Source organism: Cellulosimicrobium sp. BMG9.23 (genome assembly GCF_059159985.1).
Genome location: NZ_JBZGBZ010000001.1, coordinates 200,311 through 212,995, shown reverse-complemented (window position 1 = coordinate 212,995; position 12,685 = coordinate 200,311). Strand labels below are relative to the sequence as shown.

Annotated in this window: 12 protein-coding genes; 3 read left to right on the top strand and 9 right to left on the bottom strand. The window is 75.3% G+C overall.

Annotated elements, in window-relative coordinates; translation table 11 throughout:
• Nucleotides 1-11: 11 nt before the first annotated feature.
• From AC4H2G_RS00825 to AC4H2G_RS00810, 4 genes are all read right to left on the bottom strand, one after another.
• Nucleotides 12-812, bottom strand: a complete 801-nt coding sequence (locus AC4H2G_RS00825; protein WP_494363880.1) for an NADH-quinone oxidoreductase subunit C — start codon at nucleotides 810-812, stop codon at nucleotides 12-14.
• Nucleotides 809-1,360: a NuoB/complex I 20 kDa subunit family protein gene (locus tag AC4H2G_RS00820; RefSeq protein WP_494363879.1), complete on the bottom strand. Its 552-nt coding sequence runs from the start codon at nucleotides 1,358-1,360 to the stop codon at nucleotides 809-811. Before AC4H2G_RS00820 ends, AC4H2G_RS00825 begins: the two co-directional genes overlap by 4 nt.
• Before the next feature lie 68 nt (nucleotides 1,361-1,428).
• Complete coding sequence (locus AC4H2G_RS00815) at nucleotides 1,429-1,791, bottom strand: NADH-quinone oxidoreductase subunit A (RefSeq protein ID WP_021481795.1); 363 nt, start codon at nucleotides 1,789-1,791, stop codon at nucleotides 1,429-1,431.
• A gap of 118 nt (nucleotides 1,792-1,909) precedes the next feature.
• A complete protein-coding gene (locus AC4H2G_RS00810) occupies nucleotides 1,910-3,211 on the bottom strand; it encodes a geranylgeranyl reductase family protein (RefSeq protein ID WP_494363878.1) in 1,302 nt (433 codons plus the stop codon).
• Nucleotides 3,212-3,483: 272 nt separating this feature from the next.
• Between AC4H2G_RS00810 and AC4H2G_RS00805 the strand changes: the two genes are divergently transcribed.
• The gene (locus AC4H2G_RS00805; protein ID WP_494363877.1) at nucleotides 3,484-4,032 is read left to right on the top strand and encodes an MOSC domain-containing protein; all 549 of its coding nucleotides are present in this window, start codon (nucleotides 3,484-3,486) and stop codon (nucleotides 4,030-4,032) included.
• 48 nt (nucleotides 4,033-4,080) lie between these two features.
• On the opposite strand, the gene AC4H2G_RS00800 is transcribed toward AC4H2G_RS00805, so the two are convergent.
• Nucleotides 4,081-4,860, bottom strand: a complete 780-nt coding sequence (locus AC4H2G_RS00800; RefSeq protein WP_494363876.1) for a class I SAM-dependent methyltransferase — start codon at nucleotides 4,858-4,860, stop codon at nucleotides 4,081-4,083.
• 62 nt (nucleotides 4,861-4,922) lie between these two features.
• Nucleotides 4,923-5,621 (bottom strand): demethylmenaquinone methyltransferase, encoded by a 699-nt coding sequence (locus tag AC4H2G_RS00795; protein WP_494363875.1) that lies wholly within the window; start codon nucleotides 5,619-5,621, stop codon nucleotides 4,923-4,925.
• A 65-nt stretch (nucleotides 5,622-5,686) separates the two neighbouring features.
• Here AC4H2G_RS00795 and AC4H2G_RS00790 point away from each other — a divergent pair, with 65 nt between their 5' ends.
• Nucleotides 5,687-7,036 carry an isochorismate synthase gene (locus AC4H2G_RS00790; protein WP_494363874.1) on the top strand — a complete coding sequence of 450 codons (1,350 nt, stop codon included), beginning with the start codon at nucleotides 5,687-5,689 and terminating at the stop codon, nucleotides 7,034-7,036.
• A gap of 125 nt (nucleotides 7,037-7,161) precedes the next feature.
• Nucleotides 7,162-7,749, top strand: coding sequence for a GNAT family N-acetyltransferase (locus AC4H2G_RS00785; protein ID WP_494363873.1), 588 nt, complete (start codon nucleotides 7,162-7,164; stop codon nucleotides 7,747-7,749).
• Nucleotides 7,750-7,897: 148 nt separating this feature from the next.
• Here the strand turns inward: AC4H2G_RS00785 and AC4H2G_RS00780 are convergent, their stop codons facing one another.
• The 3 genes from AC4H2G_RS00780 to AC4H2G_RS00770 form a co-directional block, all read right to left on the bottom strand.
• Nucleotides 7,898-9,511, bottom strand: coding sequence for a S1C family serine protease (locus AC4H2G_RS00780; protein ID WP_494363872.1), 1,614 nt, complete (start codon nucleotides 9,509-9,511; stop codon nucleotides 7,898-7,900).
• 218 nt (nucleotides 9,512-9,729) lie between these two features.
• Complete coding sequence (gene menD / locus AC4H2G_RS00775; protein ID WP_494363871.1) at nucleotides 9,730-11,610, bottom strand: 2-succinyl-5-enolpyruvyl-6-hydroxy-3-cyclohexene-1-carboxylic-acid synthase; 1,881 nt, start codon at nucleotides 11,608-11,610, stop codon at nucleotides 9,730-9,732.
• Nucleotides 11,607-12,617, bottom strand: coding sequence for an o-succinylbenzoate synthase (locus tag AC4H2G_RS00770; RefSeq protein ID WP_494363870.1), 1,011 nt, complete (start codon nucleotides 12,615-12,617; stop codon nucleotides 11,607-11,609). The genes menD and AC4H2G_RS00770 overlap by 4 nt, the downstream gene beginning before the upstream one ends.
• Nucleotides 12,618-12,685: the final 68 nt, after the last annotated feature.

Here is a 12,685-nt window from a genome sequence, read left to right as displayed (position 1 = left end):
GGTGTGCGTGCTCACGAGTACGACCTCCTCGTGTCCGGCGGGGGGACGGTCGCGCCCTTGTACTCGACCGGTATCCCGCCGAGCGGGTAGTCCTTGCGCTGCGGGTGGCCGGGCCAGTCGTCGGGCATCTCGATGCGCGCGAGCGACGGGTGCCCGTCGAAGACGATGCCGAAGAAGTCCCACGTCTCGCGCTCGTGCCAGTCGTTCGTCGGGTAGACGGACGTGGTCGACGGGACGTGCGGGTCGGCGTCGGGCACGGCGACCTCGAGGCGCAGGCGTCGGCCGTGCGTGATCGACGTCAGGTGGTAGACCGCGTGGAGCTCGCGGCCGACGTCGTGCGGGAAGTGCACGCCGCTCACACCGAGGCTCAGCTCGAAGCGCAGGTCCTGGTCGTCGCGCAGCGCCCGGCACACCTCCACGAGGTGGTCGCGGTGCACGTGGAGCGTCAGCTCGCCGTGCCGCCCCGGCGGGTCGACGCTCACGAACTCGACCGCGTCCTGGATCGACGTCCCGCCCTCGGCGAGGACCTCCCCGAGGACGTCGACGACGTCGTCGAACCAGCCGCCGTACGGGCGCGGCGTCGCGCCGGGCATGGCGACGGGCTGCACCAGACCGCCGTAGCCCGAGGTGTCGCCGGAGCCCTGGGCGCCGAACATGCCCGACCGCACCTCGACCACGTCGAGGGTGCCCCGCGTCCCGGGGCCCGCTTCCGTACCGGTGACGAGCTCGCCCGCCCGCGGCCCCCGGACCTCCTCGGGCTGGGGGACGGGCTTCCTCCCGTCGCCCTGACCCGGGTTCGTCGTCGCGCTCACCGGAGCAGGCCCTTCATCTGGAACGTCGGCGTGGCCTCGAGCGCGGCCGCCTCGGCGGCACGTGCCGCCTCCTTGCGGTTGGCACCCAGCGGCTCGTCGCCGATCTGCTCGTGCAGCGCGACGATCGCGTTGATGAGCATCTCGGGGCGCGGGGGGCACCCCGGCAGGTAGATGTCGACCGGGACGACGTGGTCGACGCCCTGCACGATCGCGTAGTTGTTGAACATCCCGCCGCTCGACGCGCACACGCCCATCGACAGGACCCACTTGGGCTCGCTCATCTGGTCGTAGACCTGGCGCACGACGGGCGCCATCTTCTGGCTCACCCGACCGGCGACGATCATGAGGTCCGCCTGGCGCGGCGACGCGCGGAAGACCTCCATGCCGAAGCGCGACAGGTCGAACCGCGACGCGCCCGCGGCCATCATCTCGATCGCGCAGCACGCGAGCCCGAACGTCACGGGCCACAGCGAGGCCTTGCGGAAGTACCCGGCGAGGTCCTCGATGGTCGTGAGCAGAAAGCCTGAAGGAGCTTCCTCGATCCCCATGGTGTTCTCCTAGCCCCTCGTCGGTCGCGCGTGCCGTCGTGCCGCGGACAGGTGCAGATGATCGGTGCTCAGTCCCACTCGAGGCCCCCGCGGCGCCACTCGTAGACGAACGGGACGGTGATGAGCGCGAGGAACGCGAGCATCGCGACGAGACCGAACGTCGCGAGCGTCGCGAAGTCGACGGCCCACGGGTAGAGGAAGACGACCTCGATGTCGAACACGATGAAGGTCATCGCGACGAGGTAGTACTTGATCGGGAAGCGTCCGCCCCCGACGGCGTGGGGCGTGGGCTCGATGCCGCACTCGTACGCGTCCAGCTTGGCGCGGTTGTAGCGCTTGGGGCCGATCACGGCGCTCGCGGCGACGCCGCCGAGGGCGAGCACTGCCGCCACGCCCATGAGGACGAGGAGCGGCACGTACGGGTTGGTCATCGTCGACTCCTCGCGTGGTGGCTCGGGTTCCCCGGACGACGCCGTCCAGGGTGGGGTTCAGGTGGTGGTGCGAGCGACGGCGCCTTCGCCAGGTCGTCTACCGGTCCACCGCGGCTGGTCATGACGATGGCACCACCCTCGTCAGCCCCGCGATGACGCGGTCGACCCAGTCGCCGCCGCGGGGCTCGTAGCAGTCGGACAGGAGCTTGAGGACGAACCGCATGACGACCGGGCGGGGCAGCCCGTACCGCGTGCAGATCCGCATGATCTCGGGGTGCTCGATGAGCTTCACGAAGTACCGGCCGAGCGTGTAGTAGCCGCCGAGCTCGCGCCGCATGGCCTTCGGGTACGTCTGGAGGGCGCGCTCGCGCCCCGCGTCCGTGCCACGCGCCCGCGACTGCGCGACGACGTCCGCCGCCGTGCGCGCCGCCTGCATCGCGTACGCGATGCCCTCGCCGTTGAACGGGCTCACCATGCCGCCCGAGTCGCCGACGAGCAGCACGCCGCGCGTGTACAGCGGCGTGCGGTTGAACCCCATGGGGAGCGCCGCGCCGCGCACCGGACCGAGCTGGTTCTCCTCGGTGAGCTCCCACTCCGCGGGGGCGTTGCGCATCCACGTGGCGAACAGGTCCTTGTAGTCGACGTTCGCCGCGGACTGCCGCGCGGGCGACGAGTTCACCGACCCGAGGCCGACGTTGGCCGTGCCGTCACCGAGCGCGAAGATCCACCCGTAGCCGGGGAGCAGCGCCGACTTGTGGGGCGCTCCCTCCCAGAGCTCGAGGTGGGACTCCATCCACGCGTCGTCATGACGAGGCGTGCGGAAGTACGTACGGACCGCGACGCCGATCGGGCGGTCCTCGCGACGGCTCAGCCCGAGCGCGAGCGCGAACCGCGACGAGACGCCGTCGGCGGCGATGACGACGGGCGCGCGGTACGTGACCTCGTCGCCCGCGCGGCGGCCCTTGTCGTCCACCGGCCGCGCGGTGACGCCGACGACGCGGCCCGTGCGCTCGTCGAGCACGGGGCCGGTCACCGCGGTGCGCTCGAGGAGCTTGGCACCGGTGCGCTGCGCGTGCTCGGCGAGCGTGCGGTCGAACGAATGGCGAGCACGCGCCATGCCGTAGCTCGGGTAGGAGGCGAGGTCGGGCCACGCGAGCTCCCAGGACCGGCCGCTCGCGACGACGCGCAGCCCCTCGTTGCGGATCCAGCCGTCCTCGGCGCGCGTCGGGACGCCCATGCGCACGAGCTCGGCGACCGCGCGCGGGGTGAGCCCGTCGCCGCAGATCTTGTCGCGCGGGAACGCGGACTTCTCGAGCAGCAGGACGTTCAGGCCCGCGGCGGCGCAGTAGTGCGCGGCAGCCGATCCCGCGGGGCCGGCGCCCACGACGATGACGTCCGCGTCGTCGCTGCTGCTACGCACGTCCTCACCTCGCCGTCCGGTCGTCGGAGCACTCTCGGAGCTCGCACCCACCGTGACCCGGGCCGGGGCGCGGTGCACCCACAGCCCTTGTGAAGTCGGTCACAATGAACAACCGTCACTCTAGTCACTCGCAGCGCGCGATGTGTAGCAAGGTGAACCTTCCTCGGAGATCCTGTGCCGGAGGTCCTGCGCACGCCGGCGCGACGCCCCAGGTCAGAGGGCCCTTCGGGGCGGCTCTCGACCCGTCCCGGCCGGTAGGGCAGGATGGCGGCGTGACCCCCGCCCCATACGTCCTCGCCGTCGCCGCAAGCCCCGTCCACGGGTTCAGCAAGCCGGCCGCACCCGCGGTCCGCGTCCTCGCGGGCCACGGCGTCGTCGGCGACACGCACGCGGGCGTCACGGTCCAGCACCGCAGCCGGGTCCGGGCGGACCCGACGCAGCCGAACCTGCGCCAGGTCCATCTCATCCACGCCGAGCTCCTCGACGAGCTCGCCACCGCGGGGTTCGACGTCTCCCCGGGCGACCTCGGGGAGAACGTCACGACGCGCGGCGTCGACCTCCTCGGGCTCCCCCGCGGCACGCGGCTCGCGATCGGGCCCGAGGTCGTCCTCGAGGTCACCGGTCTGCGCAACCCGTGCCAGCAGATCAACGACTTTCAGGCCGGCCTGCTCACGCACGTCGTCGTGCCCGACGGCGCGGGCGGCGTCGTGCGCAAGGCCGGCGTCATGACCGTGGTCGAGCAGGGCGGGACGATCACGGCAGGGGACGACGTCGTCGTCCACCTCCCGGACGCGCCGCACGAGCCGCTCGCGCCGGTCTGACGCGGTCCCCGTCAGGAACCTGCGAGCGGCGTCGACCGCCCGGCGCGGTCAGGCGCCGGCTGTGACGAGGCGCAGGGCCCCGAGGCGCTCGGCCTGGTGGCGCAGGTGTCCGTGCGCGCGGTCCCACGCGCCGCTGGCCAGGTCGTCCTCGAGACGGCGGAGGCCGCGCCGCACCGCGCCCTGGTCGGCCAGTGCCAGGCCCGACGTCGCGGCGCGCAGCTGAGGACGCAAGAAGGCCTCGGGGCGGCCGTAGAACGCCTCGCCGAACCCGTCGGTGCAGTCCCAGGGCACCGGCACACCGTCGACGCGGACGTCGGCGTCGCCGCGCGCGAGGGCACTCGCCACCCGGTCGATCGCCGGGAACCGTGCCTGCTCGGCGGCGAAGACCTCGGGGAGGTAGTCCGCCAGCCAGAACCGTTGCAGCGCCGAGCCGTCGAAGGTGAGGACGACGACGGGTCCGCGGCTGACCCGACGCATCTCGCGCAGCCCCCGGTCGACGTCGCGCCACTGGTGCACCGTCACGGTCGCCATGGCCGCGTCGAAGCTGTCGTCGTCGAACGGGAGGTGCTCCGCCGTCGCGTCCACGGCCGGTGCCGCCCCGACAGGACGTTGGGCGCGCATCGCCGCTGCCGGCTCGACCGCGAGCACGTACCGGTCGGACGGCTCGTACGAGCCCGCACCGGCACCGACGTTGAGAACCGTCCGGCTGCTGCCGAGCCCCGCGTGGACCGTGGCCGCGATGCGTGGGTCGGGCCGCCGGACGTCGGCGTATCCCGCGCCGTGGCGTTCGTAGTCGACGTCGCCCGCTGGAGCTTCTCGGTTCGCCACAGTCCGAGGAAACCACGGCACGGCCCCCGCGTCATCGGGCGCGGGCACCCCGCGTGCGACGCTCAGGCGACGGGGCGCGTCCCGCGGTGCAGCGCGACGATGCCGCCGGAGAGGTTGCGGTACGCGACGTTCGACCAGCCCGCGCGCAGCAGCAGGCGCCCCAGGCCCTTCTGGTCCGGCCACGCCGCGATCGACTCAGCGAGGTACTGGTACGAGCCGCCCTCGCGCGTCACCGCCGCAGCGATCCGCGGCAGCGCCTGCACGAGATACTCCTGGTACAGCACGCGGAACGGCTCCCACGTGGGCGTCGAGAACTCGCAGATCACGACCCGGCCGCCGGGCCGCACGATGCGCAGCATCTCGCGCAGCGCGCCCTCGGTGTCGACGACGTTGCGCAGCCCGAACGAGATCGTCACCGCGTCGAACGTCGCGTCGGCGAACGGCAGGTGCGTGGCGTCGCCCGCGACGAACGGCAGGTCGGGCCGGCGCTCCTTGCCGACCTGGAGCATGCCCAGGGAGAAGTCGCACGGCACGACGCGCACGCCGTCGTCCGCGAACGGCTCGGACGAGGTTCCCGTCCCCGCCGCGAGGTCCAGCACCTTCTCGCCGGGGAGCGCCCCGAGGGCGCGCACCGTCGCCCGACGCCAGGAGCGGTCCTGCCCGAACGACATGATGTCGTTCGTCAGGTCGTAGCGGCGGGCGATGCCGTCGAACATCGACGCGACCTCGGCGGGCTTCTTGTCCAGGCTGGCGCGGGGCATGGGCCCATGCTTCCACGAGCCGCGCGCTGCGCCGCACCGACCGGGCACGCTTACGCTGGGTGGCGATGACTGCAGAACCGTCGACGGCCCCGGCCGCCCAGCCCCACCCGCTCGTCGTCCGGACGAGCCGGATCGACGACCTCCCCGGCGGCCCCGCCGCGCTCGTCGACCTCCTGCCCGACGCGCGGCCCCTCAGCTGGGTGCGTCGCGGCGACGGGATCGTGGGCTGGGGCGAGGCGCTGCGGCTCGAGACGTGGGGGCCGGGGCGGTTCGCCGACGCCGAGGCCGCGTGGCACGAGACGCTCGCGCGCGCCGTCGTGCGCGACGAGGTGGGCCTGCCGGGCACCGGGCCGGTCGCCTTCGGCACGTTCGCGTTCGACGACTCCGCGCCCGGCGACGACGCGCACGAGCCGCTGCGCGCGGGCGGCGTGCTCGTCGTCCCGCGCGTCGTCGTCGGGCGCCGCGACGGCACGACGTGGCTCACGACCGTCGACACCGCCGGCTCGCTCTCCTCCTCCCCCGCGGCCGCCCTGGCCCGCGAACCACGCACGCCCGTCACCGCGCCGGGCGAGGTGACCTGGCGCGACGGCGCCCTGCGCGCGGACGACTGGGCCGCCGTCGTCGCCGAGGGCGTCGAGCGCATCCGCGCCGGGGCGCTCGAGAAGGTCGTGCTCGCGCGCGACGTCGTGGCCCGCACGAGCGCGCCGGTCGACCCGCGCTGGCTCCTCGCGCGCCTCGCCACCGCGTACGAGGCGTGCTGGACGTTCTCCGTCGACGGCATGGTCGGCGCGACGCCCGAGCTGCTCGTGCGCAGCGAGAAGGGCCTCGTCACGTCGCGCGTGCTCGCAGGGACGATCCGGCGCGCCGGGCTGTCCGACGACGAGGCGCTCCTGCGCGCCGCGCAGCTCGCGCGGTCGTCCAAGGACCTCGAGGAGCACGAGTACGCCGTGACCTCCGTGGCGCAGGCGCTCGCGCCGTTCTGCTCGTCGATGAACGTCCCGGACACACCGTTCGTGCTCCACCTGCCGAACGTCATGCACCTCGCGTCCGACGTCACGGGCGTCCTCGCGCGCGGCGCCGCGTCACGCCCGGCAGCGCCCACGAGCCTCGCGCTCGCGGCTGCCCTGCACCCCTCGGCCGCGGTGTGCGGCACGCCGACCGAGGCCGCGCGCGACCTCATCCGGGAGATCGAGGGCATGGACCGCTCCCGGTACGCCGGCCCCGTGGGCTGGCTCGGTTCCGACGGCGACGGCGAGTGGGGCATCGCGCTGCGCTCGGCCGAGCTCTCTGCGTCGGACCCCCGCGACGTGCGGCTCTTCGCAGGGTGCGGCATCGTCGCGGCGTCGGACCCGGCGGCCGAGCTCGCGGAGTCCGAGGCCAAGCTCGAGCCGATGCGGTACGCGCTCGGCTCCTGAGCCCGGGCGGACGCCGGCCCTCGCGCGCGACCCGGCGGATGTGGGGAACGTCACCACCCCGAGCACCTGACCGGGCACCGGACGCCTCTGTCCAGAGGGTTCGAGCCGCTGCTAGGTTCGCGCAGGTGTCCGATTCCTCCCTTCCTCCCGGCCTGTCCGTCACGGATCACGGCCCCGGCCGCACCGGCGTCCTCGTCCGACGTGCCACGGTCGCGGACCGCGACACCGTCTGGCCGCTCGTCCCGGAGCTCCGGTCCGATGCGCCCGACCGGAGGGCGTTCGACCGGTCGTTCGGCCCGCTGCTCGGCGCGCTCGACACGTGGTTCGCGGTGGCCGAGCTGCCGGACGAGGGCGTCGTCGGCTACGTCCTGGCGAACCGGCACCTGAGCTTCGCCGCGAACGGCGACGTGTGCCGCGTCGAGGAGGTGGCCGTCGCCCCCGCACACCGGCGGCGCGGCGTGGGCCGCGCCCTGCTGGCGTCCGCGGAGGACTGGGCGGTCGAGGCCGGCGCGCACCAGGCGGCGATCGCGACGGCCGTGTGCCAGGAGTTCTCGACGGCCCGCGGCTACACGCGCACCGCGGGCTTCTTCACCAAGCCGCTCACGCCCCGCGGCGCCACGCCCGACGCTTCGACGCCGGGTGGGGCGTCGGCCGACGACGCGGGCTGGGCCGGCCCTGCCGCGCCCGCCGAGGACGTGGCAGAGCCGGTCTGACCCGCGGGGACGCCGAGGGCCGGCACGAACCAGGTCCGTGCCGGCCGGGCGGGGCGCGCGGGGGGACGTCCGCGGCGCTCCGCCGATCCCGTCGCGCCGGATGGGAGGACGGCGCGACGGGAGATCAGGGTGCTCGTCAGGCGGTGGGTCAGCCCTGCCCGCCGAAGAACCAGTCGAACGGGTTCGGGACGTTGCCCGGGTCGCTGGGGTCGGTCTCCTGCCCCTGCTCACCCTGCTGGTCGCCCTGGCCCTCGGGCACCTGGCCCTGGCCGTCCTGCCCCTCGGGCAGCTGGCCCTCCGGGAGCTGGCCCTCCGGGAGCTGGCCCTGGCCGGACCCGTCCGAGCCCTCCGAGCCCTGGCCGGTGGTCTCCTGGTCGGCGGGGCGCGTCGCGAGGGTCACGTCGATCTCGGTGCTCTCGCCGTCGCGGACGACCGTGAGGGCCGCGTTCGCGCCGGCCGTGCGCTCGCGGACGAACGCGGTGAGCGACTCGGCGCCGCCCACGGCGTCGCCGTCGATCGCGACGATCACGTCACCGCTCTCCATGCCGGCCTCCGCGGCGGGCGACCCCTCGGTCACCTCGGCGACCTGCGCGCCACGGCGCGTCACGCCGTCGGCCGTCGCGGTCGCGTCCGAGAGCGAGACGCCGAGGAACGCGTGCTCCGCGGTGCCGTTCTCGACGAGCTGCGTGCTGATCGTCTTCGCGAGGTTCACCGGGATCGCGAAGCCCAGGCCGATCGAGCCGGCCTGGCTGCCGCCGCTCGAGAGGGTCGCGATCGACGACGTGATGCCGATGACGCGGCCCTGCGCGTCGAACAGCGGACCGCCGGAGTTGCCGGGGTTGATCGCGGCGTCGATCTGGATGGCGTTGGTCACGACGGACGTGCCGCCCTCGGAACCGGACGCGGAGACCGGGCGGTCCACGGCGGACACGATGCCGGTCGTCGCGGTGTTGGCGAGGCCGAGCGGGTTGCCGACCGCGAGGACGGACTCGCCGACGCTCACGTCGCCGGAGTCGCCGAGCGTCGCGGGCTGCAGGTCGTCCGGGGCGTCGTTGATCTGCACGACGGCGAGGTCCGTCGCCGGGTCGAGCCCGACGATCGTCGCCTCGAACAGGCGGCCGTCGCTGAGGGTCACCTGGACGGTGTCGTCGACGGCGCCCGCGACCACGTGGTTGTTCGTCACGACGTGGCCCTGGTCGTCGATAATGACGCCCGAGCCCTCACCGCCGCCGGACTGGGTCTGGACCTGGATCGCGACGACCGACGGCGCGACGGCCTGCGTCACGGCCTCCCAGTCGGGGTTCTGCGAGGACGAGCTCGAGACGGGCGCCGTCGTCGACTCCTCCTGCTGCTGCCCGACCTGGGCGAGCGAGCTGCTCGGCGAGGCGTCGTCGTCGACCGCGAGGACGAGCCCGGCGGTCCCGAGGCTCGCGACGATCGCGGCAGCGGCAGCGGCGCTCACGACGGGCACCCAGGTGCGACGGCGCTCGGCGCGCGGGCCGGTCGGCTCGCCCTGCACCGGCGGGGCGGGAGGCGGCGGCACGGCGCCGTACCCGCCGGACGCGGCGCCGGCGTGGGGAGCGGCCGGGGCGCCCGCAGCCTGGGCCGGGCGGGCGTACGGGTTCGCGGGCGCCTGCTGCGGCGCGGCCGGCTGGGCGAAGCGGACCTGCTGGACGTGCTGCGGCGCCGCGAGCGGAGCGGTCGGCTGCGTCTGCGGGTGCTCGACGGGCTGCATCGGCTCGGTGGGGGTGTCGTTCGACATGGTGGGCCTCCTCGGTTCTGCCCACTACTTCACACCCTCGGCCTTGAACGACCCTTGAGCGTTCCTGGGAGTTGTCTGCGAATCCGGAGCCTCCGGTCCCGCCACCGTCCGGCGGTCGATGCGGTGGTCGGCGGTCCGCGTCCGCGGTCGGCACCTCGAGACGCCGATCGGCGCACGACGCGCCGAACCGTCGCCGTCCGCGCGAGACCCTCGGCGAGTCAGCCGGCGAGCGCCTCCGCGACGGCGGCCCGGACGGCGGTCGCGAGCGCTGCGGCCGCCGCCCGGCGGTCCGTGCGGGGGACGCGGATCTCGAGCACCTGCACCCCGTGGCTCGGTGCGGCAAGCGCGTGCCGCAGCGACGCGACGTCGGGCACGAGCTGGTGGTCCACGCCGTACCCGGAGCACAGGTGCGCGAGGTTCGCGCCGTGGGGGGTTGCGAAGACCCGCTCGAACGTTGCGCCTGCGGCAGCCGACGACTCCCCCAGCGCGCCCGGTTCGAGCCCCGCGAAGATCGACCCGCCGTCGTCGTTGACGACGACGAGCTGCAGGTCCACGTGCGGCTCGAGCGGCCCGCGCAGGAGCCCGCCCACGTCGTGCAGGAACGTCAGGTCGCCGAGCAGCGCACGGGTGCGCCGTCCGCGCCGGGCCTCGGCGAGCGCGACGCCCAGCGCGGTCGAGACGGTGCCGTCGATCCCGGCGAGGCCGCGGTTCGCGACGACGCGCGGCACCCCGCGTCCGGCTCCGGCCGCCGCCTCGTCGGCGCGGTCGTCGGCGCGGTCGTCCGCCACGTCCTCGGCGAGCTCGACGCCGAGCACGAGGTCCAGGTCCCGCACGGGGTTGGACGACCCGACGACGAGCACGTCGCCGGCTCCGCACGCCTCTGCCACCGCGCGTGCGACGGCCGGGCCGGTCGGGCGGTCCCCGGCCGTCGTGGCGGCGACGACGCGCGCGGTCGCCCGGGCCGCGGCGCGCCACCGCGCCAGCCAGCGCCGGTCGGTCGCCACGTCGTCGGCGGCTTCGGTCGCATCGGTCACCTCGAGCTCCGGGACGAGCCACTCCGCCGGGACGGCGGGCAGCACGGACGACGCGTTGCGTGCGGCGTCGGGCCACGGCGCACCCGGGGGCGCGACGACCGCGACGGACACGTCCTCGCGGCCGAGCAGCCGTTGCACCGGCCGTGTGAGGGTGGGGCGGCCGAGCACGACGACGTCCTCGACGTCGTCCGCGAGCCCGGCCACGCCGAGGACGAGCGACGCCGCCGGCACGGCGTTCGGCCCTCCGACGGCCCCCGACGACGGCTCCGCGAGCAACGGCCAGCCACGCGCCTCGGCGAGCTCGCGGGCGACCGCACCGGCGCCGTCGCCCGCGACGACCACGGTCAGGCCGGTGGCCCACCCCTGTCGGGGCGCGGAGACGAGGGCGGGCACCACCTCCGTGCGCCGGACGCCCGCGGTCGCAGGATCGACGTCGGCCGCGCCGAGGGGCGCGACCGGGACGAGCGGCTCGCGGTACGCGAGGTCCAGGTGCACGGGACCGGGCACGCCCGTGCGGGCGCCGGTCGCCGCGGCGAGGGCGCGGGTCGTCGCGGCGAGCAGGTCGCGCACCTCGCCGTCCCGCCCGTCTGGCGCGGGCTGGTCGACGACGAGGCGCACCGCCCGCCCGAAGAGCCCCACCTGGTCGGTGGTCTGGTTGGCACCCGTGCCGCGCAGCTCGTGGGGGCGGTCGGCGGTGAGGAGCACGAGGGGGACGCCCGCGTGGTGCGCCTCGAGCACCGCGGGGTGGAGGTTCGCGACGGCGGTGCCGGAGGTCGTGACGACGGCGACCGGCCGCGGCACGTGCGTCCCGCCGTCCGCCCCGACCGGCTCGCTCCCCCGGGCGAGGCCCAGGGCGAGGAACCCGGCGGACCGCTCGTCGACGCGCACGTGGAGCGTCAGGAGGCCCGCGTCGGCCGCCGCGGCGACCGCGTACGCGAGCGGCGCGGACCGCGACCCGGGTGCGAGCACGACGTCGCGCACCCCCTCGGCGACGAGGCGCGCCACGAGCGCGCACGCGGCCCGCACGGCGGGCGGCTGAGGCGCACCCTCTGCCGTGCCGCTCATCGCCGCACCGCCCGGGCGGAGGCACCCACGAGCGCGGAGACCCGGTCGAGCCGGTCGCGCCAGCGGCGGTCGGTGTCGCCGTCGGCCTCGGTCGCGTCGAGCCGGTCGGGCGCGGGCTCCGGACGCGTGACGGGCAGCATGCCGTCGACCGGCAGGAGCGGGGTGTCGGTGACGTCGTCGGCGAGGAGCTGGACGGTCGCGAGACCGCACGCGTACGGCAGCTCGGGCAGCGCGGCCGCGAGCGCCACGCCCGCCGCGATCCCGACCGACGACTCGAGCGCGGACGAGACCACCACGGGGAGCCCGACCTGCTCGGCGAGCTCGAGGCACGCCCGGACGCCGCCGAGCGGCTGGACCTTGAGCACCACGACGTCGGCCGCGTCGGCACGGACCACCGCGAGCGGGTCCTCGGCACGACGGACCGACTCGTCGGCGGCGACGGGCACGGCCGTGTCGCCCCGCTGACCGCGGCGGACGGCGGCCAGACCGGCGACGTCGGCGCACGGCTGCTCGACGTACTCGAGACCGCCTGCCGCGCGGTCGAGGTGCGGGAGGCGGCGCAGCGCGTCGTCGACGTCCCACGCGCCGTTCGCGTCGACGCGCACCCGGCCGCCCGGACCGAGCGCGTCGCGCACGGCCTCGATGCGCGCGACCTCGTCCGCGAGCGGTTCGAGGGCGCCGTCGGGCCCGCGCTGGGCGACCTTCACCTTGGCGGTGCGGCAGCCGCGGGACGCGGCGACGATCTCCCGAGCGCGCTCCGGCCCGACGGCCGGCACGGTGACGTTGACCGGGACGACGTCGCGCAGCGGAGCAGGCCAGCCGGCGTCGGCGGCCTCGTGCGCGGCCCGCAGCCACGCGGCGGACTCGGCGTCGTCGTAGTCCCAGAACGGCGAGAACTCACCCCACCCGGCCGCGCCCCGCAGGAGCACGCCGTCGCGCACGTCGAGGCCGCGGAAGCGGGTGGTCAGGCGGGTGCGGTAGACGACGGCGGAGCGGGGGTCGGGCACGCCCCCAGGCTATGCCACCGCACGTGACGACCCGCGGCGAGCCGTGCTCCGTCCCGGTCGGCCGGGTC

Excerpts from the sequence above, each read along its gene's own strand:
- AC4H2G_RS00780 (WP_494363872.1), bottom strand. The coding sequence starts at position 9,511 with ATGTCGAACGACACCCCCACCGAGCCGATGCAGCCCGTCGAGCACCCG.
- menD (WP_494363871.1), bottom strand. The coding sequence starts at position 11,610 with ATGAGCGGCACGGCAGAGGGTGCGCCTCAGCCGCCCGCCGTGCGGGCC.
- AC4H2G_RS00820 (WP_494363879.1), bottom strand. The coding sequence starts at position 1,360 with ATGGGGATCGAGGAAGCTCCTTCAGGCTTTCTGCTCACGACCATCGAG.
- AC4H2G_RS00790 (WP_494363874.1), top strand. The coding sequence starts at position 5,687 with ATGACTGCAGAACCGTCGACGGCCCCGGCCGCCCAGCCCCACCCGCTC.
- AC4H2G_RS00795 (WP_494363875.1), bottom strand. The coding sequence starts at position 5,621 with ATGCCCCGCGCCAGCCTGGACAAGAAGCCCGCCGAGGTCGCGTCGATG.
- AC4H2G_RS00815 (WP_021481795.1), bottom strand. The coding sequence starts at position 1,791 with ATGACCAACCCGTACGTGCCGCTCCTCGTCCTCATGGGCGTGGCGGCA.